The sequence below is a fragment of the Reyranella sp. CPCC 100927 genome, from assembly GCF_007859315.1.
GTDB lineage: Bacteria > Pseudomonadota > Alphaproteobacteria > Reyranellales > Reyranellaceae > Vineibacter.
The window spans coordinates 1-26,535 of record NZ_VOHA01000032.1 but is presented as its reverse complement, the minus strand read 5'-3'; the positions used below and the strand labels follow the sequence as shown (position 1 = coordinate 26,535).

Annotated in this window: 24 protein-coding genes; 8 read left to right on the top strand and 16 right to left on the bottom strand. The window is 66.7% G+C overall.

What is annotated here, in order from left to right; genetic code table 11:
• Window positions 1-54: 54 nt before the first annotated feature.
• The gene (locus FQU96_RS38795) at window positions 55-1,299 is read left to right on the top strand and encodes an LLM class flavin-dependent oxidoreductase (RefSeq protein ID WP_146546791.1); all 1,245 of its coding nucleotides are present in this window, start codon (window positions 55-57) and stop codon (window positions 1,297-1,299) included.
• A gap of 233 nt (window positions 1,300-1,532) precedes the next feature.
• Here FQU96_RS38795 and FQU96_RS38790 read toward each other — a convergent pair whose 3' ends face one another.
• Window positions 1,533-2,018: a nucleoside deaminase gene (locus FQU96_RS38790; RefSeq protein ID WP_146546790.1), complete on the bottom strand. Its 486-nt coding sequence runs from the start codon at window positions 2,016-2,018 to the stop codon at window positions 1,533-1,535.
• Complete coding sequence (locus FQU96_RS38785) at window positions 2,018-2,980, bottom strand: neutral zinc metallopeptidase (protein WP_146546789.1); 963 nt, start codon at window positions 2,978-2,980, stop codon at window positions 2,018-2,020. Before FQU96_RS38785 ends, FQU96_RS38790 begins: the two co-directional genes overlap by 1 nt.
• Window positions 2,981-3,102: 122 nt before the next feature.
• Here FQU96_RS38785 and FQU96_RS38780 point away from each other — a divergent pair, with 122 nt between their 5' ends.
• Complete coding sequence (locus FQU96_RS38780; RefSeq protein ID WP_146546788.1) at window positions 3,103-3,972, top strand: TIGR00730 family Rossman fold protein; 870 nt, start codon at window positions 3,103-3,105, stop codon at window positions 3,970-3,972.
• Here the strand turns inward: FQU96_RS38780 and FQU96_RS38775 are convergent.
• The 6 genes from FQU96_RS38775 to FQU96_RS38750 form a co-directional block, all read right to left on the bottom strand.
• A complete protein-coding gene (locus FQU96_RS38775; protein WP_146546787.1) occupies window positions 3,959-5,659 on the bottom strand; it encodes a hypothetical protein in 1,701 nt (566 codons plus the stop codon). The genes FQU96_RS38780 and FQU96_RS38775 overlap by 14 nt on opposite strands.
• A 256-nt stretch (window positions 5,660-5,915) precedes the next feature.
• Window positions 5,916-6,473 carry an ActR/PrrA/RegA family redox response regulator transcription factor gene (locus tag FQU96_RS38770; protein WP_146546786.1) on the bottom strand — a complete coding sequence of 186 codons (558 nt, stop codon included), beginning with the start codon at window positions 6,471-6,473 and terminating at the stop codon, window positions 5,916-5,918.
• Between the two features lie 47 nt (window positions 6,474-6,520).
• Window positions 6,521-7,912 (bottom strand): ActS/PrrB/RegB family redox-sensitive histidine kinase, encoded by a 1,392-nt coding sequence (locus FQU96_RS38765; protein ID WP_146546785.1) that lies wholly within the window; start codon window positions 7,910-7,912, stop codon window positions 6,521-6,523.
• A gap of 54 nt (window positions 7,913-7,966) precedes the next feature.
• Window positions 7,967-8,941, bottom strand: a complete 975-nt coding sequence (locus tag FQU96_RS38760; protein WP_146546784.1) for a tripartite tricarboxylate transporter substrate binding protein — start codon at window positions 8,939-8,941, stop codon at window positions 7,967-7,969.
• Between the two features lie 39 nt (window positions 8,942-8,980).
• Window positions 8,981-9,928, bottom strand: a complete 948-nt coding sequence (locus tag FQU96_RS38755; RefSeq protein ID WP_255468835.1) for an ABC transporter substrate-binding protein — start codon at window positions 9,926-9,928, stop codon at window positions 8,981-8,983.
• A gap of 101 nt (window positions 9,929-10,029) precedes the next feature.
• A complete protein-coding gene (locus FQU96_RS38750; protein WP_146546782.1) occupies window positions 10,030-11,358 on the bottom strand; it encodes a Rieske 2Fe-2S domain-containing protein in 1,329 nt (442 codons plus the stop codon).
• A gap of 84 nt (window positions 11,359-11,442) precedes the next feature.
• Here FQU96_RS38750 and FQU96_RS38745 point away from each other — a divergent pair, with 84 nt between their 5' ends.
• Window positions 11,443-12,657, top strand: coding sequence for a Gfo/Idh/MocA family protein (locus FQU96_RS38745; RefSeq protein WP_218575051.1), 1,215 nt, complete (start codon window positions 11,443-11,445; stop codon window positions 12,655-12,657).
• 9 nt (window positions 12,658-12,666) lie between these two features.
• Here the strand turns inward: FQU96_RS38745 and FQU96_RS38740 are convergent, their stop codons facing one another.
• The 4 genes from FQU96_RS38740 to irrA form a co-directional block, all read right to left on the bottom strand.
• A complete protein-coding gene (locus FQU96_RS38740; RefSeq protein WP_146546781.1) occupies window positions 12,667-13,260 on the bottom strand; it encodes a DUF3501 family protein in 594 nt (197 codons plus the stop codon).
• A gap of 5 nt (window positions 13,261-13,265) precedes the next feature.
• Window positions 13,266-14,618, bottom strand: coding sequence for a heterodisulfide reductase-related iron-sulfur binding cluster (locus FQU96_RS38735; protein ID WP_146546780.1), 1,353 nt, complete (start codon window positions 14,616-14,618; stop codon window positions 13,266-13,268).
• 133 nt (window positions 14,619-14,751) lie between these two features.
• Entirely contained in the window at window positions 14,752-15,171 is a 420-nt protein-coding gene (locus FQU96_RS38730; RefSeq protein ID WP_146546779.1) for a rubrerythrin family protein, read from the bottom strand.
• Between the two features lie 205 nt (window positions 15,172-15,376).
• Entirely contained in the window at window positions 15,377-15,784 is a 408-nt protein-coding gene (irrA, locus tag FQU96_RS38725; protein WP_146546778.1) for an iron response transcriptional regulator IrrA, read from the bottom strand.
• 188 nt (window positions 15,785-15,972) lie between these two features.
• On the opposite strand from irrA, the gene fabA reads away from it, so the two are divergent.
• From fabA to pcaB, 4 genes are all read left to right on the top strand, one after another.
• Window positions 15,973-16,485, top strand: coding sequence for a 3-hydroxyacyl-[acyl-carrier-protein] dehydratase FabA (fabA, locus tag FQU96_RS38720; RefSeq protein WP_146546777.1), 513 nt, complete (start codon window positions 15,973-15,975; stop codon window positions 16,483-16,485).
• Between the two features lies 1 nt (window position 16,486).
• Complete coding sequence (gene fabB, locus FQU96_RS38715; RefSeq protein WP_146546776.1) at window positions 16,487-17,719, top strand: beta-ketoacyl-ACP synthase I; 1,233 nt, start codon at window positions 16,487-16,489, stop codon at window positions 17,717-17,719.
• Between the two features lie 104 nt (window positions 17,720-17,823).
• Entirely contained in the window at window positions 17,824-18,615 is a 792-nt protein-coding gene (locus tag FQU96_RS38710) for an enoyl-ACP reductase (RefSeq protein ID WP_146546843.1), read from the top strand.
• A 77-nt stretch (window positions 18,616-18,692) separates the two neighbouring features.
• Window positions 18,693-20,036, top strand: a complete 1,344-nt coding sequence (gene pcaB / locus FQU96_RS38705) for a 3-carboxy-cis,cis-muconate cycloisomerase (protein ID WP_146546775.1) — start codon at window positions 18,693-18,695, stop codon at window positions 20,034-20,036.
• Window positions 20,037-20,128: 92 nt separating this feature from the next.
• On the opposite strand, the gene FQU96_RS38700 is transcribed toward pcaB, so the two are convergent.
• Window positions 20,129-21,217 (bottom strand): mandelate racemase/muconate lactonizing enzyme family protein, encoded by a 1,089-nt coding sequence (locus FQU96_RS38700; RefSeq protein ID WP_146546774.1) that lies wholly within the window; start codon window positions 21,215-21,217, stop codon window positions 20,129-20,131.
• Between the two features lie 72 nt (window positions 21,218-21,289).
• A complete protein-coding gene (locus FQU96_RS38695; protein ID WP_146546773.1) occupies window positions 21,290-23,164 on the bottom strand; it encodes an O-antigen ligase in 1,875 nt (624 codons plus the stop codon).
• A 169-nt stretch (window positions 23,165-23,333) separates the two neighbouring features.
• On the opposite strand from FQU96_RS38695, the gene FQU96_RS38690 reads away from it, so the two are divergent.
• Window positions 23,334-24,428: a nucleotidyltransferase family protein gene (locus tag FQU96_RS38690; protein ID WP_146546772.1), complete on the top strand. Its 1,095-nt coding sequence runs from the start codon at window positions 23,334-23,336 to the stop codon at window positions 24,426-24,428.
• A 1-nt stretch (window position 24,429) separates the two neighbouring features.
• On the opposite strand, the gene FQU96_RS38685 is transcribed toward FQU96_RS38690, so the two are convergent.
• Both FQU96_RS38685 and FQU96_RS38680 read right to left on the bottom strand, forming a co-directional pair.
• Window positions 24,430-25,524 carry a TRAP transporter substrate-binding protein gene (locus tag FQU96_RS38685; RefSeq protein ID WP_218575049.1) on the bottom strand — a complete coding sequence of 365 codons (1,095 nt, stop codon included), beginning with the start codon at window positions 25,522-25,524 and terminating at the stop codon, window positions 24,430-24,432.
• Between the two features lie 16 nt (window positions 25,525-25,540).
• On the bottom strand, window positions 25,541-26,338 hold the full coding sequence (locus tag FQU96_RS38680) for an aldolase (protein WP_146546771.1): 798 nt from the start codon (window positions 26,336-26,338) through the stop codon (window positions 25,541-25,543).
• Between the last annotated feature and the right edge of the window lie 197 nt (window positions 26,339-26,535).

The window sequence follows — 26,535 nt, the reverse complement described above, 5'->3', positions numbered from 1 at the left end:
AGGTGCGGCCGAGCCATGGCGGCCGCCTCATTCCCATCAGGTCAGGAGGTTGTCATGACGCGTCTCGGCTTTGGTGCGTTCCTCGCTCCCCATCATCCCATCGGGGAAAATCCCGTCCTGCAGTTCCGCCGTGACCTGAAGTTCGTCGAGCACATCGACGAACTGGGCTTCGACGAATTCTGGTGCGGCGAACACCACTCGTCCGGCTGGGAGATGATCGCGTCGCCCGAGATGTTCCTGGCGGTGGCGGGCGAACGCACCAAGCGGATCAAGCTCGGCACCGGCGTCATCTCGCTGCCCTATCACCACCCGTACAATGTCGCGCAGCGCATGGTGCAGCTCGACCATATGACCGGCGGCCGTGCCATCTTCGGGTCCGGTCCGGGTGCCCTGCCGTCCGATGCGCATACGCTGGGCATCGATCCCATGGTCCAGCGTGACCGCCAGGACGAGGCGATCGGCATCATTCGCCGCCTGTTCAAGGGCGAGCGCGTCACGCACAAGACCGACTGGTACACCTTGCAGGACGCCGCCCTTCAGCTGCTGCCGGTGCAGGAGGACATGGAGTTCGTCGTCGCCTCGCAGATCAGCCCCTCGGGCATGACCTTGGCCGGCAAGTACGGCATCGGAATCATCTCGCTGGGCTCGATGTCGGAGCAGGGACTGCTGTCGCTGCCCACGCAGTGGGGTTTCGCCGAAGCTGCGGCCCAGAAGCATGGCACCACAGTCAACCGCAAGCAGTGGCGCGTGCTGCTCAGCTGGCATATCGCCGAAACACGCGAGAAGGCGCGCGAAGAGGCCAAGCACGGCCTGTTCCGCTGGCACAACGAATACATCGTTGGAACGCTGCAGCGTCCCGGATCCGAAGCGTTCAGCACGCCCGACGACGGTGTTGACAAGACCGCGTTCGTCGACGGCGCCGCCTCGGTGATCGGCACGCCCGACGATCTCGTGGCGATGATCAAGTCGGTTTACGAAAAGAGCGGTGGTTTCGGCAGCGTGATCGGCTTCGTGCATGACTGGGCGAACCCGGAAAACACCATGCGCAGCTGGGATCTGGTGGCGCGCTACGTCATTCCGCAGATCAACGGCTACGTCACGAAGCTGCGCGAGTCGCAGAAATTCCTGATCGACAATCGCGCCGTGTTCGACCGGGCGGGCCAGGCCATCATGGCCAAGATCATGGAGAACAAGGCGGCCGCAGAAGCGCTCAAGGTCACCGCCGCACCGCGTTTTGCCGCGGCATCGGCCGCGGTACCGACGGCGCTCGGTGACGAGAAGAAGGCCCGCGCCAAGTAGTCACTGACCTGGGAGCGCGGGCGTCCCGCCCGCATCAAGGCGAAAGCTTTGCTTTCGCCCGACATGAGCGGGCGGGACGCCCGCGCTCCCAGGAATAATCGTGTTTCTCGCGGTTCAATCGCAGTGACAATGTGTGAACGACAGCCAGGATGAGGTGGGTGGCGGCAAGATTGCCGAGGCCTCGCTTTTGCCAGGTATGAGCGGGCCGGAGGTCCGCGCTCCCGGGAGCATGTTCAATACCGGATCTTGTCGGGCTTTTCGTCCCACGCCTTGAAGACGGCGCGCGCCTCGTCCGAGGGCAGGTGCACGAAGGCGAGCGTGCGGGCATCCGGCGGCAGCGGCACCTCGCGGTAGATGAAATCGTCGTCGAAGCCGATGGCGGCCGCCTCCTGGCGCGTGTTGGCGTAGACGACGCGATCGGGTCGGGCCCAGTAGATGGCGCCCAGGCACATCGGGCAGGGCTCGCAGCTGGTATAAAGCGTGCAGCCCCGCAGCTCGAAATGGCCCAGCGCCTGGCATGCGGCACGGATGGCCGTGACCTCGGCATGGGCGGTCGGATCGTGCGCCGATGTCACCTGGTTCCAGCCGCGGGCGATGACCGCGCCATCGCGCACCACCACCGCACCGAACGGTCCGCCCTGGCCAGCGTCCATCTTTTTCCGCGACAGGCGGATCGCCTCGCGCAGAAACGCGATGTCTTGCGCGTCCGCCGCAGGCATCACAGCTCCTGCGTGTTGAACGTGTCGCAGCCGCGCAGGTCACCCGACTGCAGGCCGCGCGTGAACCAGCGCTGGCGTTGCGCCGACGTGCCGTGCGTGAAGCTCTCGGGTTGCACGTAGCCGCGGGCTTGGCGCTGCAGGCGGTCATCGCCGATGGCGGCGGCGGCCGTAAGGGCTTCCTCGACGTCGCCCGGCTCGAGGATCTTGCGGCGCTGGTTGGCGTGGAATGCCCATACGCCGGCGAAGCAGTCGGCCTGCAGTTCGACGCGCACCTGCACGGCGTTCGCCTGCGTCTTGCTCATGCGTCCCTGGGCTTCCTGAACCTTGCGCAGGATGCCGAGCAGGTTCTGGATGTGGTGGCCGATTTCGTGGCCGATCACATAGGCCTGGGCGAAGTCGCCGGGCGCGCCGAAACGCCGCGCCAGTTGATCGTAGAAGGAAAGATCGATGTAGAGGCGCTGATCGCCCGGGCAGTAGAACGGCCCGACGGCAGCGTCGGCCATGCCGCACGCCGAACGCACGGCACCGGAGAACAGCACCAGGGTCGGCTTGGCGTATTGCCGGTTCGCCTGGCGCGGCAGCTGCTGGTCCCAGACTTCCTCGGTGCTGCCCAGCACGCGGGCCACGAACCGGCGCATTTCATCGTCGCGTCCCGCCGGTTGGCCGGGGCGGGTGCCCTGTTGCTGGCCTTGCGGCGGCGGCCGCATCTGGGGCGGCGCCGGCTGGAATTGCCCGCCACCGCCGCCACCGCCACCACCCAGCAGCGCCATCGGGTCGAAGCCGAAGAACAGCGCCGCCACGACCAGGATGACCAGCCCGATGCCGCCACCGCCGATCGGGATCGGGAAACCACCCCCGCTGCTGCCGCCGCCGAAGCCGCCGCCCATCGGCCCACCGCCGGTGGCGTCGCTGTCGCGCAAATCCTCTACGTTCTGGCTTTCGGGCGTGTCGTCGAGCCGCATGGCCACCTCCGTCGCGCAGGCATTATAGCCGGACTCGCCGCCCTCCTGTCATTGCAGGACGTTCGCCGACGGTCAGATTTTGGCGTTACACTGCGCAATATCCTTTTTTCCGAGTCCCCGCCATGTCGAGCAAGAGCCCCCAGAAATCCTCGCGCAGTTTCGCCCTGGCGGTCGATGATGGCGCTTTCCTGCGGCGCGACGAACTGCGCGGCATGCGTTTCGCCCTGGAGTACGAAAAAGCCGAGCTGATCCTGCGCGACTGGAAGATCCGCTCGACGATCATCGCTTTCGGCAGTGCGCGCGTACCCTCTCCCGAGCGGCTCGCGGCCTTGCGCGCGTCGGCACAGGGCAAGGAGGCGGTGGCGAAGCTCGATCGTCTCACGGCCCTGGCTCCTTACTATGACAGCGCCCGCACCTTTGCGCGCCTGGCGTCGGAGCAGGGCGGGGCGCTGGCACCCAAGGACGGTGAGCATTTCAACGTCATTGCCACCGGCGGTGGACCCGGCATCATGGAGGCGGCCAACCGTGGCGCGGCTGATGCCGGCGCACCGTCGATCGGTTTCAATATCGTGCTGGCGCACGAGGAAGAGCCTAATCGGTACTCGACGCCGGAACTGACCTTCCAGTTCCACTATTTCGCGATGCGCAAGATGCACTTCGCCATGCGCGCGCGGGCGCTGGCGATCTTTCCCGGCGGCTTCGGCACGTTCGATGAGCTGTTCGAAATCCTGACTCTTCAGCAAACCGGCAAGGGAAGACGGGCCCCGGTGGTTCTCGTCGGCAGGGATTTCTGGCGCAAGGCCGTCAATTTTGACTGGCTGGTCGAGACGGGTGTGATCGCCAGGGAGGACCTCGGCCTGTTCGACGTCGTCGACACGCCCCAACAAGCGTGGGACTCACTGGTGGCGCGCGGTGTGCTCGATCCTGACGGATTTGTCTGGCCCCGCCGTGCCAAGCCGACCGTTGCGAACGGTCGCCCTAGCGGCGGTTGAGAATGGTCCACTTCGGCGTCTGGCGAAAAACGGCAAAGTTGGCTGCAAAGTATCGGCTGTGCTTGGTCAAGGCCGCGACAAGGTCTCGTCGGTGCGTGGGGTACTTGGGCAGCAGGAGATAGTCGACATCACCGAAAAGGACCTCGGCGGGTCGGTCGTCGGGTACCGACCACAGATTGATGCCGCGCGGTGCGGGGTACCCGAGGATGAACGGCAACGGATTGACCTGATCGAGGACGTAGATTTTGGGGCGGCCGTATTGTCCATCAACGAAGAACGCCGCGGCTTCGAGTAGGCTTTCGACATACTCGGCCTGCGTAAGCTCGTAGCGGGGACGTGTTTCGCGCGCCGAGCTGAGGATGGGGCTGCTGAGAATCTCGTGCGGTACCTCGCTCACGGTGATGGTGTCGGGCGATGTGTCTTCGTCTTGCGGCACGGCAAGACCACGCAGGTTCGTGTGGTCGACGACCAGCAACCGCGCGTCCCGCTGGGCGGCCATATGGTATCCGAAGATCGTCGCAGCGCTCGATCCAATCGACAGAATGGGAAACAGCAGGATCGTCGCCAGCACCAGCGTGGTTCTGATCAGCGGCCGCGCCGCCGGCTTCATGTCACTCACGATACTGTAGAGCAGGCAGGCAATGACAATGCCGAGCGGTATGCCGGCCGTTTGGGCGTTTTGCGACAGCAAGAACGCGCCCGTGCACAGCATGAAACCTGCCGCGACCATGGGGCGCAGTGATGTCGATCCGCGCAGCCATAGCCACACCAGCAGCGCCATGGCGCCAAGGTGGATGGCGAACTCGGCCTCGTCATTGAAGAAGAGCCGAACGTAGCCGAGCACGAAGCTTCGCACGTAGCCCGAGTTGACGGCATGCCAGAAGTCGGCCAGGTACGCGTGGTTGTAGGGTGCGACGACATTGACGAGAACCAGCGCGGCAACGCCGGTCCATAGCCGCCACCGGCGATGAATATGACTTGAAATCACCAGAGCCAGAATCAGGGCGGTCAGGCCGACCGCGGCATAGGTGAGCTTGAGATAGAACATGGCAACGAGCAGGAGGCCCACTGTCGCTGCGTCGAGTACCGAGGCCGGTTGGCCTGTGCGTGGTGGCACGAACACGATGAGGCATAAGGTCGATAGTGTGCTCCAGCACCATCGATTGTACGACATCGCGAAGGAGTAGACGTTGGTCATGTCGCCGACATTCGTCGGCATGAGAACCAACGCCGAGACATAGAGGACGAACACGGCAGCCGGGATCGGTGGCAGGCGACTGTGCGTTGCGGCCAGGGCGGTCAGGAAGGTGAAGACAAGGACGATGCACTGCGCGACCAGGAAGGCCAGTGGGTTGACGCCGGTGACGTAGAAGCCCAGGTGGGTGAGCGCGAAATTGAGCGCGCCCAGCGGGTCGTGGAAATCCACATGTGGCGTTTGCCCGGTGTGAACAGCCCATGCGCCGGCCAGGTTGAACAACAGATCCCACGTCATTTCACGTGACAGCAGCTGGGCTGGCGACAGCAGAAGCCACGTCGCTGCCAGCGTGGGCAATCCGGCCAGCAGCACAAGTGTGAGAACAGGAGTCTTCGCCAGAAACAGCTTCTCCAGCGCAGCCTCTATGCGTGCGTGCGCGCGTGCCCTTCCGGCCGTCTTACCGCATACTTCCTGGCCGGAGTCCCAATCCATATCCAACTTCTTTCTTGATGGTGGTCCGTCCTGAATGGTCGTTCGTTGAGGTGCTCGCCACTTGTACCCGTCGACATAGAGCGCCCTAACGGCAGACCCGGCAAGTTCGCATCAGCGCGACGAGGAAAGCCGTGCCACCTCTATGCGCGGCGCAAAGTCCACCGTGTTCTCAAGTCGTTGGCGCCGATCGTTCAGCGCATTCCTGACAGGACGGCCGATTCGCGCACCGCAGATGAAGCGATTGATCGCATAAAGATCACTGCTCCTTGGGCGCGTGCTTGCCCAGGATGCGCTGCAGGGTACGACGGTGCATGTTGAGGCGGCGCGCCGTCTCCGAGACATTCCGGTCGCATTGTTCGAACACGCGCTGGATGTGCTCCCAGCGCACGCGATCGGCCGGCATGGGATTGGAAGGTGGCGGCGGCAGGCGGGTGCCGGTCGCCATGAGCGCCGCTTCGATCTGGTCCGCGTCGGCCGGCTTGGCAAGGTAGTCGATGGCGCCTTCCTTGACGGCCGCGACGGCCGTGGCGATGTTGCCGTAGCCGGTCAGCATGACGATGCGGATGTCGGGACGTGCCTTGCGCAAGGCGCTGACCAGTTCCAAGCCGCTGCCGTCGCCCAGCCGCATGTCCAGTACGGCGAACCCTGGTGGTTTGTCGACGTAGGCCATGGCCTCGGCGACGCTGCCGGCGGCAATCACCGTATAGCCGCGCTGCTCCAACGCCCGTGCCAGGCGCGTACGCAGAGGTGCGTCGTCGTCGGCGATCAGGATGGTGCGCTCGGCAGCTTTGTCCGTCGTGGCATCCTGCGTCAATCATCCCTCCCTGGCACCAGGCCATCCGATCCACACGGATGACAACATTATGTATCCCGGAACACGGGGTTGCGCCAGCGCACGGTCACCCGGGCTCCGCTGCCATCGGCCGCCGGCCGATTGCCGAACTGCACGGTCGCCCCGGTGCGTTCCAGGAGTGTTTTGGCGATGAAAGTACCGAGGCCCATGTGGCCCCGGCTGCCCGCCCGTGTCGACACGAACGGCGCCCCCAGGTCGTCCAGCAGCGTTTCTGGGAAACCCGGCCCGTCGTCCAAAACCTCGACTTCAACCCAGTCGCGGGTCCAGCGCGTGGCCACCGTCACCTGCTGGCGTGCGAAACCCGTGGCGTTATGGACCAGATTGCCGATGCCTTGCAGGAACTCCGGCCCGCGGACCATGACCGGCGGGCTGACGGGCGCGTCGCTGGCGGCGCGCGCCTGCACATAGGCAATCTCGACGTCACCATCATGCCAGGGCGCGGCGGCGGCCTCGACCAGCGTCGGCACCGAGATCACGCTGTAGGCTTCCGACACGTCGATCGCCGGGTCGACCGTCAGGCGGGTGAGGATCTCGCGGCAACGTTCCGATTGCTCGACCAGCAGTTCGACATCAGGCTTGAGCGGGTCGTCATGCTCGACCTCGCGCTGCATCTCGCGTGCCACCAGCGCGATGGTTGACAAGGGACTGCCCAGCTCATGCGCGGCGGCGGCGGCCAGCGCGCCCAGCGACGCCATGCGCTGCTCATGCGCCAGCGCCGCCGACGCCGCGGCCAGCGCATCACCCATCTGGCGGGCCTCTTCGGCGACCCGCCACGTGTAGACCGCAATCAGGATGATCGACAGCGTCAAGCTGGCCCAGATCGCCACCATGTAGATCGGCGGCAATTCCGGTGGTGGGCCGTCCCATGGCAGGGGGAAGTGGAAGACGGCCACGAACCCGGCGCACAGCGTGCTGAGCGCCGACAGCACGACCACGCTGCGCACGCCCAGTGTCGAGCCGGCGATGGCGACCGGTGCCAGCATCAATAGCGAAAACGGATTGGAGATGCCGCCCGTGAAGAACAGCAGGAACGTCAGCTGCAGCGTATCGAAGCCGAGGAACACGGCTGTTTCGCGATCGTTGAGTCGCGTCGCGCCGGGCTGGCTAAGCTCGAATCCGAGATTGAGCGCCGCCGACAGCGCGATGGCCGCAGCCACCGGCACGACGGGGAAGCTGAAATCCAGGCCCCAGGTGACCACGCCGGCGGTAAAGGCTTGGCCTGCCACCGCGATCCACCGGATCAGCACCAGCGATCGCAACCGCACGCCGCCGCGCGGCTGCAGGCGGCCGGTGATTTCCGCCAGCGTCGGGGGTGCCGGCCGTCGCGGCCCCGGTGTTTCCGGGATCGGCGCAGATCGCCCGTCGGGGCCGGTCGGGTGGACGTCCTCGGTTGTCGCCATGGCAGGGATTATGCCACGCCAGCATGGAGACGACAGCCGCACGACCAGGAGGGGCTACTGCGGCGTCAGTCCCATCGCCAAGACCAGTTCCGCGGCGCGTGTGTGCTCGCGTTCGATGAGCTCGGCGAACTGCGCCGGACTTTCGCGCACGGTGATGCAGCCCAGTTCCTTGAACCGCCGTTGCACCTCCGTGCTTTCGGCGGCCGCGGAGACGGCGGTGTGGATCCGGGCAACGATGTCATCCGGCACGTCCTTGGGCCCCCACAGGCCGGCCCAGCCCTCGAACACCATGTCCTTGAACCCCAGTTCGACCAAGGTCGGCACGTCGGGCAACAAGCCCAACCGCTGCTCGGACGTTGTGGCGAAGACAATCAGTTTTCCATCTTGGATCAGCGGCGCTACGGCGCCCAGCGGGGCAAACATCAACTCGACGGATCCCGCCAGCAGGTCCTGGACCGCCGGCGCCGTACCGCGATAGCTGACGATGAGCGGCATGGTGCCCAGCTTCTGACCCAGCGCGGCCGCCGCGAATTGCCCGACAGAACCCAGCGTAGAGCTGGCGAAGCGGAACCGATCGGGCGTACTGGCCAGAGCGACCAGCAACGCGTTCACGTTCGATCGGGCCGCGTGCTCCGTTGCGCCCACCAGCACGTAGGGGATGCTGCAGGCGCGGATGATGGGGGTGAGGTCGATCAGTGCGTCCAGCGGCAGATCCCGTTGCACGAAATGCAGGACGATCAGGACCTCGTTCGAATAGAGAAGCGTATGGCCATCCGGTTTGCCCAGGGCGACGATCTTGGCGCCGATCGTGCCGTTGGCCCCCGACCGGTTGTCGATCACCCACGATTGTCCGAGTTCCTGTGACGCCCGAACGGCGATGAGTCGCGCCGTGACGTCGGTCGTGCCCCCCGGCGGATAGGGAACCACGATCTGCGCCGCGTTCTGCGCCGACGCCATCCCTGGTACGAGGCCGGTCGCCGCGCCTGCCAACAGCAATGCACGACGTGTGATCTGCTGGCCGCTCCTCATGGGTCGCTTTGCTCCCTATGTTGTTCGTCATCGCCGGCGCTAAATTTTGTGTCCCTCCCATGTCGTGGCGTGGAACAGTTCCTGCGGCTCCAGGAGCCGCGTCGACAAACCCTGCGCGTGGTGGTGGCGCAGGAACAGCTGCAGCACGTGGCGGTTGGCTGCCAGTCCGTAGGACCAGAAATCGTCGCCCATCAATCGCCGGGCGTTGCTCAATTGCTCTTCGACGAAAGGCAGGGTGACCTTCGTCGCTGACGTATCGCGCAGTCGTGTCAGCGCCAGGGCCTTCGACACCTCGAACGCCTTGGCGACGGCAACCGGCAGCCAGGGATGCTGCTCCACCAGGGCCCGTCGGATACCGATCAGGTGCATGATCGGAAATACCCGATACCGCTGGTACCATTCGATGGCGGCCGCCATCGGATCGCGCCACAGCCAGCCGACATGCGGATGGCCGCGTTCAAAGCACGAGGGCGCGCGGGGTCCGATGACGGCGTCGAGCTCGCCATCGGCAAGCATGCCGGAAATCGTCTTGCCGGCGGGTGCGTCTTCGATGCGGATGTCGGCCGGCAGGGCCACCGCGATCTTTTCGATGCGGCCGGCGTGCTCATAGCCGCCGCGTACCCAGCGCACGGTGCTGGGTTGAACATCGTATTCGTCCGCCAGGATCGCCCGCGCCCAGACATTGGCCGTCAACTGGTACTCCGGCACGCCGATGCGCTTGCCCTTCAGGTCGGCGGGTGAGCGGATGCCGCGATCGGTCCGGACGTAGATCGACGTGTGGCGGAAAGCGCGCGACGGGAAGATCGGTACGCCGACATAGGGACAGTCGTTTGCCGCGGTCTTGACGCAGAAGCTCGACAGCGAAAGCTCGCAGATGTCGAACGCAACATGGCGGAAAGCACGAAAGAAGATCTCTTCCGGTTCCAGCAGCAGGAACTGGGGTTCAACCGCATCGATCCGTACCGCACCATCCACCAGGGGGCGCATACGGTCATAGTCACCAATCGCTATGGAAAGCGAAAGACGGCCCATAGTTTGTTGAGCATCGCACGGATTGCGAAAATCTGCACGATTTTACGCACGCCCTTTCACTTGGCGGCTGGGCCGGGGCGAAGCTTTACCTGCGCCTGCGGATAGGCTGCCCGCTCCTCCGCGGATGTGCCCAATGTTCGCCAATCCACCGTCTTGGGGACGATGCCTTCGAAGGCGGCAATCCGGGATTGCGCAACGCGGGGCTCCGCCAGGCCCAAGGGGCTGCTGCCGGCGCTGTGGGCACGGGCTGCGTCGATCATCAGGCGCCGCCAGCGCACGACGGCGATGTCTGAGGCACCCAGACGCTCGCTGGTACGATCGGCAATCGAGCCCATGCCTTCCCACATCGCGATGTCCTGCGTCGGGATTCCGTCGATGCCGGTGAAGCTGCCGTGCGCCATGGCACGACGGTCTTGCAGGTAGTCGTTCCCGGCGTGCCGTCGCCGGTGCCAGCCGTCATCGACATCGATTCCCGGCTGCAGGTGGAGGAACTGCCGCCAGACCTCGGTGGTGGGCACGTCCTGCCCGTCTCCCGATGCGATGAAATAGAACCAGCTGTTGTGATCGTCGATCGGCACTGTGATCTGCGACACGGCATAGGAGGTGTTGGGCGGGATCAGGCAGGTCAGCGGCGCCACGAACGCCGTGACGCGCACGTAGTCATGCGTCGCCTCGTCGACCATGGGGCGGCGGACCGCGGCGTAGCGGAAGCCGTAGCTCGTCGGCTGCACGCGGATGCGCGGGGCGCGGTCTGTCGATGGTCGGGTCCAGCGATCGGCCGCAGCGCCGGCGCTGTCGGTGCCGCGGACCGGGACCATGTCGGACGAATGCAGGGAGGACGAGTGGGCGCTGTCGATCTGGCCTTCGACGATTTGTGCCCAGTTGCAGGCAACCAGTGTCTTGGCGATCGCGACCCGCCTGTCCGGGACGGGCGCAAACGGCGGCGGTTCGAACACGGGCAATGGTTGGCGCGACCCCAGGTATGCCCACACGAAGCCGCCGGCCTCCCGCACCGGATAGGCCCGATGCTTAAGCTTGGCGGTGACGCAGGCCTGCGCCGGCTCGGCGGGCATCTCGGTGATGTTGCCGTCAACGTCCAGTTTCCAGCCGTGATAGAGGCACCGCAGGCCGCCGGCTTCGTTACGTCCGAAGGACAGTAGTGCCTTGCGGTGCGGACAATGGTTGTCGAGCACGCCGAGGCGGCCGTCGCTGTCGCGAAAGCAGACGAGATCCTCGCCCAGGATGCGCAGACGAAGCGGCGGGGTGCCCGGTTCAGCGACTTCGTCCGACAGGCAGATCGGCAGCCAGTATGCGCGCATCATCTGGCCCATCGGGGCGTTGCCCTCGACGCGACAGAGGAGCTGGTTATCTTCGGCGCTCAGCATGTTGAGGCCAGAGTTGCAAGTCTAACAATTAGATTACGAAGGGAATACGATACCGTCCATGGGAAAAGCGTCGGCCCTGGACATATGGTCACCAACGAACCGCCGAGGGAGCTGGTTGTGCGCGTGTTACGACTAGGAGTGGCCGGCCTGGGGCGGGCTTTCATGTTGATGCTGCCGACATTGGCCGGCGATCGGCGCGTCTCCCTGGTCGCGGCGGCCGATCCGCGGCGCGAGGCGCGCGATCGCTTCGCCCACGAATTCGGTGGCAGGGCCTACGATACGGTCGAAGCGCTGTGCGCCGATCCCGACGTGGAGGTCGTCTACATTGCAACGCCGCATGCCCTGCACGAGCGACACGCCATGATCGCGGCGGCCGCGGGCAAGCACATCCTGGTCGAGAAGCCGATGGCGCTCGACACGCGAGCCTGCCGATCGATGATCGACCAGGCCCGCGCCGCAGGCGTCACACTGGTCGTCGGCCACAGCCACAGCTTCGATGCGCCGTACCGGCGGGCGCGCGCCCTGATCGTGTCAGGCCAATTCGGCGCCGTGCGCATGATCACGGCCATCAACTACACCGATTTCCTGTACCGGCCGCGCCGGCCGGAAGAGCTCGATTCCGAACACGGCGGCGGCGTGGTGCTGAATCAGGCTGCGCATCATGTCGATGTGGTCCGTCGGCTGGCGGGCACGCCCGTGGCCAGCGTTCGCGCCGCGGTCGGCGACTGGGATCCCGGGCGCCCGGCCCAGGGTGCCTATACGGCTTTTCTGCAGTTCACTGGCGGTGCGGTCGCATCGCTGGTCTATAGCGGCTACGGTCGTTTCGACACGGACGAACTCTGCGGCTGGGTCGGCGAGTCGGGTCAGCCCAAGGAGCCCGGCGACTACGGCGTGGCGCGGGCGCGACTGGCTGGTGCGGCGACGCCACAGGACGAGACCGCGCTCAAGGAAGCGCGCAGCTACGGTGCCCAGGCGGGCCTGTCGCCGGCGCCGCCGCACCGGTTCCATCATCACTTCGGCTTCCTGGTCGTATCGTGCGAGCGTGGCGAGCTGCGCCCGGTGCCCGACGGTGTCATGGTCTACGGCAACGAGGCGCGGTGGTTCGATGCCCTGGAACCGCCGACGGTGCCGCGGCAGGAGGTCGTCGACGAACTGTACGACGGCGTCGTGCACGGCCGCTCGCCGATCCATTCCGGCGAGTGGGGCATGGCGACGGTCGAGGTTTGCCTGGCGATGATCAGATCGGCCCAAGAGGGCCGGGAGATCGCGCTGCGCGACGGCGCCGCCTCACCGCCCTGACGGATCCGATTACCGGCTCGCGCCGTCGAAGTCGGCCTGCAGGGCGTCACGCACGGCGGCGGGGATCACGGTCATATGGCTGTAGTTGGCGTGGCCGAAGCCGGCGATCACGTCGGTCTCGGGCCGGTGGAAGGCAGCAATCTGCGCGGCGGTGAACGGGAAATGCACGAAATGCACCGACGAGGCCTTGCCCTCGGCATTGGTGCGATCCTGGTCATCCTCGGCGATGCCCTTGATGGTCTCGCCGCCGACGCGCAGGTAGATCGTGTGCTCGATGCCGCCCAAGGTCGACAGCACGCGTGCGCGGCGCACCGGCTCGTCGATCTCGAACATGATGGTGGCCGTCAGTTCCTGTCCATTGGGGATCAGTGGATTGTACGCCGCCAGCTCATCGGGGATCTGCTCGGCGCCGCCCTTCTCGATGAACAGCATCTCCTGCACCTGGTGCAGCATGGTGTCGAAGTTCTCGAAATAGAACGTCGCGAACGGTCCGACCTCCAGGCGCCGGGTCTTCTTCACCTGGGTGACGGCCCGCCGGCGCTCGGCGCGCACCTTGGCGTAGTCGGCAAGCGGCAGGATGTCGGATTCGGCGATCTTGCGCATGGCTATCACACGGCTAGGCCGTACGCCTTGGCGAACAGCTCGATGGGATGGTGGGCCCGGGCGGGCTTGGGTGGTTCGCCGTCCGGCGCGGTCATCTGCATGACCTGTAGCAGGTGGTCGGCCGCCAGCGGGCATTCGGAGACGACGTGGGCATGGCCGTCACGCAGCGCCTGGCGGGCCGCCGGCTTGCCGACCTTGACGGCAATATCGAAGTTCTCGCGTCGGGCGCCCCAGACGCCGCCATGACCCGAGCAGCGCTCGATCACGGACACCGATGCATCCGGGATCAGCCGCAGCAGGTCGGCGGCCTTGGCCCCCATGTTCTGGGCCCGCGCGTGGCAGGCCAGATGCACCGAGACACCGCCGTCCAGCGTCCCCAGCCCGGGCGCCAGGCCCTCGGTCTTGGCGATGTCGACGATGTACTCCGTGACATCGTAGGTCGCGCGCGACAGGCGCTTCACCGTCTCGTCGCCGGGCAGGATCAGCGGCCACTCGAACTTCAGCATCAGGGCGCAGGACGACGTCAATGCGATCACGTCGTAGCCTTTGTCGATCCACGCCACCAGGGCCGCCGACACATCGCGCGCCGCGTCGGCCACCGACGCGATGTCGCCCAGCTCCAGCTTGGGCATGCCGCAGCAGGCCGGATGCACGACTTCGGTTTCGATGCCGTTCTTCGCCAGTACGGCGCGCGTGGCGGCGCCGATCTCGGTGTTGTTGAAGTTGCCGTAGCACGTGGCGTACAGCACCGCCTTGCGCTTGCCGTAGGCCGGCGCCGCGCTGTTGATCTCGTGCGTCTCGCGGCGGGCGCGATTGATCAGCGTCTCGTCGGCATAGCGCGGCAGATTGGCGCCGTGATGGATGCCGGTGACGCTTTCCATCAGGCCGCGCGTCGACTTGTTGTGCTCGTCGGTGGCCCAGTTCACGACGCCCGAGGCGACGTTGGCCAGCCGGCCGTTGCGGTCGGTCGACGCCATCTGCCGCTGCATGAACGGGATGCCGTGCTTTTTTGCCTCCACGGCGCGGTAGCGCAGCATCAGGTGCGGGAAATCGAGATTCCAGGCATGCGGCGGCACATACGGGCATTTGGTCATGAAGCACATGTCGCACAGCGTGCAGGCTTCAACGACGGCACCGAAGTCGTCGCTCCTCACACCCTCGACCTCGCCGACGTCGGTGGCGTCGACCAGGTCGAACAGGCGCGGAAAGGAATCACACAGATTGAAGCAGCGGCGGCAGCCGTGGCAGATGTCGAAGACCCGGCGCATCTCTTCGTCGAGCTTGGCCTCGTCGTAGAAATCGTCGCTGGTCCATGCCAACGGATGACGGGTCGGGGCCTCGAGACTGCCTTCGCGCATGGGGGGTCCGCAGAGTCAGACCGCCATCACGTGCCGCACGTGATGACGCGCGCCGCGATGGCGTGATGAAAGGGCATCGTCTGCGCATCGTGGTGGCGGAGATGCACCGGCATCTCCACCACCCGTCAGCGGATCAGCCGAGCGCATCGAGGGCTTTGGTGAAGCGGCCGGCGTGGCTCTTCTCGGCCTTCGCCAGGGTCTCGAACCACTCGGCGATTTCGTCGAAGCCTTCATCGCGCGCAGTGCGCGCCATGCCCGGGTACATGTCGGTGTACTCGTGCGTCTCGCCGGCGATGGCGGCCTTCAGGTTGTCCGACGTCGGGCCGATCTTCAGGCCGGTGGCCGGATCGCCCACCGCCTCGAGGAACTCGAGGTGGCCGTGCGCATGGCCGGTTTCGCCTTCCGCCGTCGAGCGGAACACGACGGCGACGTCGTTGTAGCCTTCGACGTCAGCCTTTTGAGCGAAATAGAGGTAGCGGCGGTTGGCCTGGCTCTCGCCGGCAAACGCAGCCTTCAGGTTTTCTTCCGTCTTGGAACCACCGAGCTTGCTCATCGACTAATCTCCCTCTCTACGGCGGGCTGGGCAGCCGCCGGCTTGCCGCGCGCAACGCTCCCTGGGGAGGGGAGTCCTCAGTCAGGAGTGGCACACGGCCCTCAAGCGATCGCAATTGTCCGCAGGCGACCGCCATCTCCGTTTATAGGAAGGCGGCCCTGGACGGTCAACAGTTTAGAGTGATTCTAAAAGATGAGCGGCCGCCTCAGCGGCGCACGCGCACCACGACGTCGACCCGCTCCACGTTCATGCCGGCGGGCGCCGCGGGGAGGCGGTTGATGGACACATCGTCGGCCGGGATGTCGAGCAGGGTACCGTCATCCTCGACGTAGAAATGATGATGGTCGCCGATATTGGTGTCGAAGTAGAGCCGGCCGGGACCCACGATCACTTCCCGCAGCAGGCCTGCAGCCGTGAACTGGTTGAGCGCATTGTAGACCGTCGCCAGCGAAACCCGGGCGCCTTGTGCCGCGACCTCGCTGTGCAGTTCCTCGGCGGTCACGTGGCGATCGGTGCCGCTGCCGAACAGCAGCGCACCCAGCGTCAGCCGCTGGCGGGTCGGCCGCAGGCCGGCGGCGCGCAGTCGTTCGGCGATGGCAGCGGGGCTCAGCATGGTCTGCTTCTATTACGCCAAGGCGACAGCGTTGCCTAGCGCCATCGCGCCGGCGGCCCCGTGAACGGGTTCTAGTGGGTTGTAGCGCCGGGGAATTGTTTGTTTCCGCTCAGCATCCTATCTGTTAGAACGGCCTCGATTTGTTCATTTGCCGGGTCGGGAATCCGGCGCTTGCCCATGGACGGCACGTGACCAGCAAAAGCAGCTACAGCTACGACGACCTCATTCAATGCGCCAAGGGCCTGTTGTTCGGTCCCGGCAATGCGCAGCTTCCGCTGCCGCCGATGCTGATGTTCGACCGGATCGTGCACATCGACAGCAAGGGCGGGAAGTACGGCAAGGGTGAGATCGTCGCCGAACTGGACGTCAAGCCGGACCTCTGGTTCTTCCCGGTCCACTTCCAGGGCGATCCGGTGATGCCGGGCTGCCTGGGGCTCGACGCCATGTGGCAGCTGGTTGGGTTTTTCCTGGGCTGGCTGAAGGCGCCGGGCCGCGGCCGGGCGCTGGGCGTCGGCGAGGTCAAGCTCAGCGGCATGGTGACGCCGGCCATTCGCAAGGTCACCTACCACATCCATCTCAAGCGCGTGATCCTGCGCAAGCTGGTGGTCGGCATCGCCGATGGCGTGATGGTGGCCGACGGTCAACAGGTCTATGAGGCGACCGACATGCGAGTCGGACTCTTCCAGCCCAAGGCAGCCTGACGTGCGGCGCGTCGTCGTCACCGGCCTTGGGATCGTCTCCAGCATCGGCAACAACGCCGGCGAGGTGACCGCGGCGCTGAAGGAAGGGCGTTCGGGCATCGAGTTCGCGCCGCAATACCGCGAGCTCGGTTTTCGCTGCCAGGTGCACGGCACGCTCAAGGTCGATCTCGACGCCACGGTTGATCGCCGCCTGCGCCGCTTCATGGGTGATGGTGCGGCCTACGCCTACGTCGCCATGAAGGAGGCCATCGCCGACGCCGGCCTCGCCGACAAGGACGTCTCCAACGATCGCACCGGCCTGATCGCGGGCTCCGGCGGCCCGACCACGGGCGCCATCGTGCAGGCGGCGCTGACCACCAAGGAAAAGGGCCCCAAGCGCGTGGGCCCGTTCCAGGTGCCGCGCGCCATGTCGAGCACGGTGTCGGCCAACCTCGGCACCGCCTTCAAGGTCAAGGGCCCGACCTATTCGATCACGTCGGCCTGCTCCACCTCGGCGCACTGTGTCGGCAACGCCGCCGAGACGATCATGCTGGGCAAGGCCGATCGCATGTTCGCCGGCGGCGGCGAGGAACTCGACTGGACCCTGTCGGTGCTGTTCGACGCCATGGGCGCGATGTCGTCGAAGTACAACGACACGCCGGCGCGTGCCAGCCGCGCTTATGACCGCGACCGCGACGGCTTCGTGATCTCCGGCGGCGGCGGCATCGTGGTGCTCGAAGACTACGAACTCGCCAAGGCGCGCGGCGCCAAGATCTACGGCGAGATCGTCGGCTACGGCGCCACCGGCGACGGCGAGGACATGGTGGCCCCGTCGGGCGAGGGCGCGGTGCGCGCCATGCGGCTGGCCCTGGGCGGCTTCGGCGGCGCCCGCGGCAATCGCCGTGTCGACTACATCAACGCGCATGGCACCTCGACGCCGGTCGGCGATATCACCGAGCTGCAGGCGATTCGCGAGGTCTTCGGCGAGGATCTGCCGGCGATCAATTCGACCAAGTCGCTCACCGGCCACAGCCAGGGCGCGACCGGTGTGCACGAAGTGATCTATTCGCTGCTGATGCTGCGCGACGACTTCGTCGCGGCATCGGCCAACATCGAAAACCTCGATCCTGGCGCCGAGGGATTCCCCATCCCGCGCCAGCGCATCGATAACGCCGGGCTGGAGACCGTGATGTCCAACAGCTTCGGCTTCGGCGGCACCAATGCGGTGCTCGTCTTCCAGCGGGTGGAGGGATGACCTCACCGTCCGATCGCCCGGTGCCGCGGGCCCCTGACTCCGGCAATGGCAGCAACGGCCGTACCTCGGTCGCCGCGGTCGCGGCGGCGCGCGCCGCCGGCCTGATGGTCGGCCGCAAAGGCCTGATCATGGGCGTTGCCAATGACCGCTCGATTGCCTGGGGCATCGCCAAGGCCTGTCACGCCGCCGGCGCCGAACTCGCGTTCACCTATCAGGGCGATGTGTTCGGCCAGCGCGTGAAGCCGCTGGTGGAGTCGATCGGCGCCAAGATCGTGATGCCGGCCGACGTCGAGGATGAAGCCAGCCTCGACGCGCTGTTCGACACCCTGGCCCGCACGTGGGGCACGCTCGACTTCGTGGTGCACGCCGTCGCCTATTCCGACAAGGACGAGCTCAAGGGGCGCTACGTCGACACCACGCGCGCCAACTTCCAGCGCAGCCTCACGATCTCCTGCTACTCCTTCACCGACCTCGCGCATCGTGCCGAACCGTTGATGCAGAACGGCGGCAGCCTGCTGACCCTCACCTACAGCGGTGCCCGCCACGTCATGCCGAGCTACAACGTCATGGGCGTGGCCAAGGCGGCACTCGAGGCCAGCGTGCGCTATCTCGCCGCCGACCTCGGGCCCAAGAACATCCGCGTCAACGCCATCTCGGCCGGTCCGATGCGCACCCTGGCGGCGGCGGTCATCGGCGATGGCCGCTACGTCTATCGCGTCACGCGCGAAACCGCGCCCCTGCGCCGCAACATCGACCAGGCCGATGTCGGCGGCGCGGCGCTCTACCTGTTGTCCGACCTGTCGGCCGGCGTGACCGGCGAACTGCACCACGTCGATTCCGGCTACCACATCATGGGCATGGCCCCGCCGCCGGCCAGCAACGGCGAGCGGGAATAAGCCGGCCGCGCGCCGATCCGCCGGCGTGGACATCATCCCGTCGTCACGCCATCGTGCATGCTCCAAAGGAGATGCGCATGGGCAGCACGGTTTTCGACTCGGCCCTGTTTCGCGACATGTTCGGCACGGCGGCGATGCGTGCGATCTTCGACGATCGCGCGCTGGTCGGACGCTACATCGAGGTCGAAGTGGCGCTGGCCCGGGCCGAGGCGCGCGTCGGAGTCATTCCGGCTGAGGCCGGCGAGGCGATCGCGCGCGCGGCGGCGACAGTGACTTTGGATTTCGAGCGCCTGAAGCGCGAGACCGACAATGTCGGCTATCCCATCCTGCCGGTGGTGGCCCAGCTCTCGACGTTGTGCGGCGAGGCCGGCCGCTATGTGCATTGGGGCGCCACGACGCAGGACATCATGGATACCGCGACGGTGCTGCAGATGCGTGCCGCGCTGGACCTGGTGGCGGCCGACGTCGAGGCGCTGCGCGGCATTCTGGCGGCCTTGGCCAAGAAGCACCGCGACACGCCCATGGCGGGGCGGACCCATCTGCAGCAGGCATTGCCGGTGACGTTCGGCTACAAGGTGGCGATCTGGCTGGCGGCGCTGGATCGTCATGCCGAGCGCCTGGGCCAGTTGCGGCCGCGCGTCGAGGTCGTGCAGTTCGCGGGTGCGGCCGGCACCCTGGCGTCGATCGGCGACAAGGGCCTGGCTGTCCAGCGCGCGCTGGCGCAGGAGCTCGGGCTTGGCGAGCCGGCGTCGACCTGGCACGTGGCGCGCGACGGCTTCGCCGAGGCCGTCAACGCACTGGCCCTCATCACCGGCACCTTGGGCAAGATCGCCTTCGACGTCATGGTGATGATGTCGACGGAGTTCGGCGAGGTCTTCGAGCCGTTCGTGCACGGCCGCGGCGCCTCCAGCACCATGCCGCAGAAGCGCAACCCGATCTCGTCCGAGCTGATCCTCGCGGCATCCAAGATCGTGCGCCAGCAGGCCGGCCTGGTGCTCGACGCGCTGATCACCGATTTCGAGCGCGCGACCGGGCCGTGGCACGTCGAGTGGGCCGCGATTCCCGAGGCCTTCCTGGCGACGTCCAGCGCCCTGCATCAGGCGACGTTCATGCTGGGCGGCCTGATCGTCGATGCCGCGCGCATGCGGCGCAATCTCGACATCACGTCGGGCCTCATCGTCGCCGAGGCCGTGATGATGGGACTGGCACCGCACATGGGACGCCAGGTGGCGCATGATGTCGTCTACGGCGCCTGTCGCCAGGCCGCCGAGCACGGCACGTCGCTGCTCGACGCCTTGATGCAATCGGCCGACGTCACCCGCCACCTCGACCGCGAGGCCCTGGCCCGGCTCTGCGATCCCGCCAACTATCTCGGCGCGGCACCGCAGATGGTCGATCGCGTGGTGGCAGGGCGCGAGTGATATCCCTGGGAGCGCGGGCCTCTGGCCCGCTCATGTCAAGCGACAGCAAGGCTTTCGCCTGATGCGGGCGCGAGACGCTCGCGCCCCCAGGGTTACTCGACGCGGTACAGTCTGATCGCATCCGGGTCTGGTGCGCAGCCCAGCCCGGGGCCTTGCGGCACCGCCACGCGGCCACCGTTCGGCTTCACGCTGTCGCCCAGCGGCTCGGCGGCGAGCTCGACGTAGTAGCGCTCCAGCAGCGGCACCTCCAGCGCCGCGGCGAGGTGCAGGGTGTGCACGTAGCCGGGGCCGATCATGAAACAGTGCGGCATGAACTGCACGTCATGCGCTTCGGCCAGCGCCGCGATCTTCAGGGCTTCGCTCAGTCCGTGCGCCTTGGCGATGTCGGGCTGGACAAAATCGACGGCGCCGGCCTCGAACATCACGCGATAGTCGGCCAGGCTGCCGGCGTTCTCGCCGGCGGCGATCGGGATCGACGTCGCGCGCCGCAGGGCAGCCAGCGCATGCACGTTCTCGGGTGGCCAGGTCGGCTCCTCGAGCCACATCAGGTCGTACGGTTCCATCCGCTTGGCGTTGCGCTTGGCCTCGGCCAGCGACCATGGGCAGTTGGTGTCGAGCATCAACGCGGTGTCGCGTCCGGCCGCGGCCCGCGAGGCGATGACGGCGTCGACCAGCACCTCGTGCAGCTTGACGGCGCCATAACCGTCCCTGACGGCGCGTTCGACCGTGTTGGCGACGGCGCGCGGTTCGCCATAGCGCGTCAGGCTGGCATAGAGCGGAACCTCGGTGCGGGTGGCGCCGCCCAGCAGGCGATAGAGCGGCAGGCCGGCGGCCTGTCCCAGGATGTCCCACAGGGCCAGATCGACCGCCGAGACGCAGAACGCCATCACGCCGACGCGGCCGAAATTGTGATGCTGTTTTTCCAGGTCGCGCTTGATGGCACCGATGTGGGTCGCATCGCGGCCGATCAATGCCGGTGCGACATGCGTGTCGAACAGGGCTTTCAGCGCCAGCTCGCCGTTCTTGGTGAACACCTCGCCCCAGCCGCTCGGGCCCTGGTCGGTGTCGATGCGCACCATCAGGGTCTGGAACACCTTGCGATCGCCGCTGGCGCGCCAGATGCCGCCGTGATCTTCGAAGGGTACGGCCAGCAGGATCGATTCGACACGCGTGATCTTCATGGCATTCCTCTTGAGGCGGAGATCGTGTCCGATCGTTGCGTCGGCCGGCAGCGCGCTGCGATGTCGGTTGCGTCAGGGGCGCGTCGGCCGCGGCAGCCTGACGACCTCGGCTGCCTCCGGCGTGCTGTCGTCGGGTGACGGGCCCGCGGGCGATGGGTCGTTCGTGGACGATTCGATGTCCGAGCGTGGGGGAGGGGCCGCTTCGACCGACACCGCGGTCGTGTCGACACCACCCCGACGCAGCGCACGCCATCGTGCCATGGCTGTTTCATATGCGTCGGATGACGCTGTCGATTCATCGGTCGCGATCGTGATCGGCCGCATGTCGCCGTCGCGCATCCGCGACAGCGGCTGCAGCATCGTGGGTTCTGCGCTGCGGCCCGGTATCGTCGGCAGGATGGGCGCCGTCGGTCGCACCGGCCAGGCGATTTCCAGCTCCGGTGGCGGCGTCACCGCCTCGTCGGCGCGGTGCGGGCGTTCGCGGCCGAAGCGCCGTCGACCCGTGGCGCGCCGGCCCGCAAAGCGCACCTCGGCTTTTTCGACAGCCAGCGCCTGGGCCGTGGCAGTGCCGATCAGCAGCATGAAGGTGGCGGCGACGGCGGGCATTTGAATGCCGAAATCGACCGTGGCGTGCACGCCCACCAGCGTGGCGATCGCGACGGCGGCGACCGACGTGCCGGCATTGCGGTTGCGTGACATCAGATTGGCGCAGCAGACGCCGACGGCGCTGCCGATCAGCACCAGGCTGAGCAGCAGGGCCGGGAGGCCGCCTTCGACGGCGAGCTCCAGGTAGGTGTTGTGTGCCAGGTCGACGAACGTCGTAAAGACCGCGCGGCCGTCATTGGCGCGGTTGAAGGCGGCGCTGAAGCTGCCCAGTCCATGGCCGATCCAGGGCTCTTCGACGACGGCCAGGCGTGCGACATCGAACACGGCGGCACGGGCTTCCGGTGCCGTCTCCGACGTCAGCCGCTTGAACAGCAGATCGCCGCTCATCAGCAGGGTGACGGCGAGCACGACACCGCCCAACCCGAAGAGGGTGAGGAACGTGCGCACCTTGATCTCGCGCGCGATCAGCAGGCCGACGGTGAAGACCACCAGAGCCAGCACGAAGCAGGCGCCGCCGGCCCGCGAGCCGGTCAGCGCGATGGCGACCAGGCCCGTGATGATGCCGGCGACCGCCAGGTAGAGCGTGGGTGTCGTGCGCTCGGAGAGGGATATCAGCAGGCGCTGCACCGTCGTGCGGTCGCGGGTCAGCCGGCGGACCTCCGACAACAGCGGCACCAGGCCGGCAAGGACGGTCATGCCGGCATAGGTGGCATAGGTATTGCGATTGATGAAGGTGGAGGTGACGCTGTCGGGATAGGCATCCTTGGCAAACCACAACACCATGCGCTCGCCGCTGAACTGCACGAACAGGCCATAGAGGGCATAGGCGAAACCGGCCAGGAAGACGGCCCAGAACGCTTGCCGTACGCGGCCCCGGTCGCGCCCGATCTCGAACGCCAGCAGAAAAACCCCGCCATAGGCCACGATCTTCATGAGAAGGGTTTCGCCGGCGGTGGGGTCGAGGCTGATCGCCGCCGGCAATGCCGCGCCCAGCGCCGCCGCCGCTTCGGCCCAGGCCGGATTGGCCCATGCACCACCGAGCGCCGGCGAGGCCTGAACCCAGTACCAGGCGATCAGGATGACAAAGCCGCTGACCAGCACGGCGGCGAAGCGGTCCATCCGTCGTACGTGGACCCGACGGCTGGCGGCATCGGGATCGCCGGACATGTCGCGCGCGAGCCCCGAACGCATCGCGTCGACCAACCGGCTGGCGCCCCAGAGCAGCAGCAGGACGCCGACGGCAAGCGACAGCAGGCTCCACGGCAAGGGGCGATTGGACGCCAGCGGCAAGGGCGCGAGGCAGACAATGCCCAGCAGGGCCCAGAAGATGATCGAGGACATCGGGAACGAAGCGTATCACGCGGTATCGCCGCGCCGGGTTACTGATTCTCTACTGTAGCATAAGGCTATGATAACACGATCGAATTGAGCATAGAGTGAATGTCGGCGGCAACCGTCGCCGCCAGCTGCCGTCGTCGGGTGGAATGGAATGTCGGCCGGGAGCGATGCCGTGGCAGTGGAGACGCGATCGGAGGCCGCCGCGGTGCTGTGGCGCACCGTGCTGACCGGTGCACCCGGCGTTGCGTCCCTCGATCCTGCGACGGCGGACGGGGTCCGGGTGCTGGCCGCACGGCTGGCGGCGCGCTGCTCCGCCGGTTGGACGGCAACGCTGCTGGCGCCACTGGCGCCGCTGCTGGACGCGCCTGTCGTGGATCCGTCAGCGGCAACGTCATCGACATTGCTCTCGAAGCTCACGCGCGCAGCGCACCTCGTGGCGCTGCGCCGCTTGGAAGAGGCCGGCCTGCATCCGATCGTCCTCAAGGGATTGGCCAATGCCCATCGCCTGCACGATCCGGCAGCGCCGCGCGTGCTGGGTGATCTCGACGTACTGCTGCCGCGATCCGAGATCGGTCCCGCGATCGATCTTTTCGTGCCGCTGGGTTTCCGGTTCGGCGGCACCCGGCGCACGCGCTGGGGCTTCATCTCCGACGCCAGCTTCGTGCCGTTCTATTCGGCCGACGGCATCACCAACATCGACTTCCATGTCGAGGCCGATGCCTGGCCCCTGCCGCTGGGGCTGGCGGCCGACGACGTGCGGGCCGGCGCGCGGACGCTGACACTGCCCGACGGCATCGTGCGGATGCCGCGCGACGAGCATGTGTTGCTGATCTGCCTGGCGAACATCACCAAGGACCGGTTCAACTGGCAGGCCGTGTCCAAGGTGATCGACGTATCGCGTCTCCTGTCGCGCCACGGCGCGTCGCTGGACTGGCGGGAGATCGAGCAGCGCGCCGCGCGGGCCCGGCTGTCGCGGCCGCTGGACGCGCTGTTGGCGCTGCTCGTGGCGCTGGGTTTTCCGCCGGCCGCCATTCCCGGCGCGGTCCGGCCGCCGCGCGGACTCGCTGCCCACACCTGGCGCCGCATCATCGATGACTGGCACGCCGTGTTCGCGACCGATCTGTCGGGCCGGGCGCTGCTGTGGCGCGATCTTACCTTGGCGCAGGCACCGGCGACCTTCGCCCGCTTCAACTGGTGGCGGGTCAAGGGGCTGGTCTGGCCTTCCGACGGCATCCCGCCGGAAGCCCGAGGGCGGGTAACGCCCTGAGTCAGGCCCGGTTGGCGTAGACGAAGCGTTCGGCCGCACCGTCGTTGACGGCAAACCACAGGTGCTGCTCGTCGCGAAACGCCTTCCATGACTCATAGATCTTGCGAAACAGCGGATCGGCGCCAGCCGATTCGTCGAGCAGTTCGTAGGTCACCTTCTGCATGGCCTTCATGACACCGGCGGGCCAATAGGAGAGCTTGGCGCCGGCCGCGATCAGACGCCGCAGCGCGGGCGGATTGTTGGCGTCGTATTTCGCGATGGTGGCGGTGGCGGCCTCGGCACAGGCCGAGCGCAGCGCCTGTTGGTAGAGCGGCGGCAGCGCATTCCACGCATTCGAGCCGGCGATCCAGCACAATGACGCGCCAAGCTCGAGAACCCCGGGCGCGTAGTAGAACTTGGCTGCCTTGTGCAGGCCCAGCCGTTCGTCGTCGTAGGGCCCGACCCATTCGACGGCATCGAGCGTGCCCTTTTCCAGTGCCGGGAAGATGTCGCCGCCGGCGATCGTCTGCGGCACCGCGCCCAGCTTGGCGTATACCCTGCCGACAAATCCGGGGGCGCGGATGCGCAGACCCTTGAGGTCGTCCGGGGTCTGGATCTCCTTGCGGAACCAGCCGCCCATCTGGGCGCCGGTATTGCCGGTCGGGAACTGGATGACGTTGAACGCGGCGTACACCTCGCGCATCAGCTCCAGGCCGCCGCCGTGCTGCATCCAGGCATTGTGCTGGCGCGGCGTCAGGCCGAAAGGAACGCCGGTATCGAAGACCAGGGCTGGCTGCTTGCCGATATAGAAGAAGCCCGCGCTGTGGCCGCATTCGATGGTGCCGTTCTGCACGGCGTCGAGCACCTGCAGCGGCGGCACGATTTCGCCGGCGGCGAAGACGCGGATATCGAACTTGCCGTCGGTCAGTGCCCGCACGCGGTCGGCGATCAACGTGGCCTCGCCGAAGACGGTATCCAGCGACTTCGGGTAGCTGGAGGCCATCCGCCAGCGGATCGCCGGCGTGGAATCCGCGATTGCCGGCGCGGCGGCCAGCGAACCGGCAACGGCACCTGCGCTGGCGCCGATGAGGCGCCGCCGCTTGATAGGAGAACCCATGGTCTGTCGTCCGTCGTTAGGGGCGCGGCCGGTGCGTCGGTGCCAGGCAATCGGGATCCCGGCGCAACGCGCGGCGTGCGAAATAGGCGAAGGTGAGGTCGATCACCTTGCGTTTGGTGAGGAAGTCGCGGGATTCGGCGGCGAGCTCCGGTCGGATCGGTTTGATGGGGCCGATGGCGCGTGCCCGCAGCTGCATGTCGGCCGCATGCTCCAGCCAGACCGCGCGCATGACGGCGTCCTCGATGGTGGCGCCGATGGTCAGCAGGCCATGATGGGCCAGCACGATCGCATGCTTGGGGCCCAGGGCATCCGAGATGATCTCGCCCTCGCGATCGGCAATCGGCAATCCCGGCCAGTCGGCGAGGTAGGCGCAATCGTCGAAGAACGGTGTCGCGTCCATATGCGCCACGGCCAGCGCCTCGCCCACCATGGACAGGGCGGCGACAGCCGGCGGATGCGTGTGCACGATACAGCCTACCCCCGGGCGGTCGCGGTAGACCCGGATATGGAAGCGCACGCCCGGGTTGGGCATGTCGCCGCGATTGCCGACGGGCTTCAGGTGATCATCAACCAGGACCAGGCTGTCGGGTTTCGCCTCGTCGAAGCCGACGCCAAATCCCAGCGTCAGGAACCGGTTGGCCCCGGCGCGGGCCGTGATCTGGCCGGCAAGACCGCCGCGCCAGTGGCCCTCGTCCGCGAGGATGCGGCTGCCCAGCGCCAGCGTTTCTTCGGGGCTCCATCGCGTGATGGCGAGGCGGTCGTCCATCTCGCGATCGATCTCGTCATGTTGTTCCGCTTTCGCTGCCGCTAGCATGGCTTCCTCCAGCCTGGTCTTCGCCGCGAAGACGACAGCACCATTCTGAAAGGCAACCGCTGCGGCATCAAACACCGTTGCGCGCTAAAAGATATCGCGAAACGCGAAACCTTGCCGGCGCTCGTGACTCGGGACTGTCATGTGTGGACGGCCCCCGTTTCGCAAGGGGAATCGAGCAGCGAGTATCGGCGACGAAG

Bases quoted from the DNA above. Each gene is read 5' to 3' on its own strand.
- FQU96_RS38795 (WP_146546791.1), top strand. From the start codon at position 55: ATGACGCGTCTCGGCTTTGGTGCGTTCCTCGCTCCCCATCATCCCATC.
- FQU96_RS38790 (WP_146546790.1), bottom strand. From the start codon at position 2,018: ATGCCTGCGGCGGACGCGCAAGACATCGCGTTTCTGCGCGAGGCGATC.
- FQU96_RS38785 (WP_146546789.1), bottom strand. From the start codon at position 2,980: ATGCGGCTCGACGACACGCCCGAAAGCCAGAACGTAGAGGATTTGCGC.
- FQU96_RS38780 (WP_146546788.1), top strand. From the start codon at position 3,103: ATGTCGAGCAAGAGCCCCCAGAAATCCTCGCGCAGTTTCGCCCTGGCG.
- FQU96_RS38775 (WP_146546787.1), bottom strand. From the start codon at position 5,659: ATGGATTGGGACTCCGGCCAGGAAGTATGCGGTAAGACGGCCGGAAGG.
- FQU96_RS38765 (WP_146546785.1), bottom strand. From the start codon at position 7,912: ATGGCGACAACCGAGGACGTCCACCCGACCGGCCCCGACGGGCGATCT.
- FQU96_RS38760 (WP_146546784.1), bottom strand. From the start codon at position 8,941: ATGAGGAGCGGCCAGCAGATCACACGTCGTGCATTGCTGTTGGCAGGC.
- FQU96_RS38755 (WP_255468835.1), bottom strand. From the start codon at position 9,928: ATGCGCCCCCTGGTGGATGGTGCGGTACGGATCGATGCGGTTGAACCC.
- FQU96_RS38750 (WP_146546782.1), bottom strand. From the start codon at position 11,358: ATGCTGAGCGCCGAAGATAACCAGCTCCTCTGTCGCGTCGAGGGCAAC.
- FQU96_RS38745 (WP_218575051.1), top strand. From the start codon at position 11,443: ATGGTCACCAACGAACCGCCGAGGGAGCTGGTTGTGCGCGTGTTACGA.
- FQU96_RS38740 (WP_146546781.1), bottom strand. From the start codon at position 13,260: ATGCGCAAGATCGCCGAATCCGACATCCTGCCGCTTGCCGACTACGCC.
- FQU96_RS38735 (WP_146546780.1), bottom strand. From the start codon at position 14,618: ATGCGCGAAGGCAGTCTCGAGGCCCCGACCCGTCATCCGTTGGCATGG.
- FQU96_RS38730 (WP_146546779.1), bottom strand. From the start codon at position 15,171: ATGAGCAAGCTCGGTGGTTCCAAGACGGAAGAAAACCTGAAGGCTGCG.
- irrA (WP_146546778.1), bottom strand. From the start codon at position 15,784: ATGCTGAGCCCCGCTGCCATCGCCGAACGACTGCGCGCCGCCGGCCTG.
- FQU96_RS38710 (WP_146546843.1), top strand. From the start codon at position 17,824: ATGGTCGGCCGCAAAGGCCTGATCATGGGCGTTGCCAATGACCGCTCG.
- pcaB (WP_146546775.1), top strand. From the start codon at position 18,693: ATGGGCAGCACGGTTTTCGACTCGGCCCTGTTTCGCGACATGTTCGGC.
- FQU96_RS38700 (WP_146546774.1), bottom strand. From the start codon at position 21,217: ATGAAGATCACGCGTGTCGAATCGATCCTGCTGGCCGTACCCTTCGAA.
- FQU96_RS38695 (WP_146546773.1), bottom strand. From the start codon at position 23,164: ATGTCCTCGATCATCTTCTGGGCCCTGCTGGGCATTGTCTGCCTCGCG.
- FQU96_RS38685 (WP_218575049.1), bottom strand. From the start codon at position 25,524: ATGGGTTCTCCTATCAAGCGGCGGCGCCTCATCGGCGCCAGCGCAGGT.
- FQU96_RS38680 (WP_146546771.1), bottom strand. From the start codon at position 26,338: ATGCTAGCGGCAGCGAAAGCGGAACAACATGACGAGATCGATCGCGAG.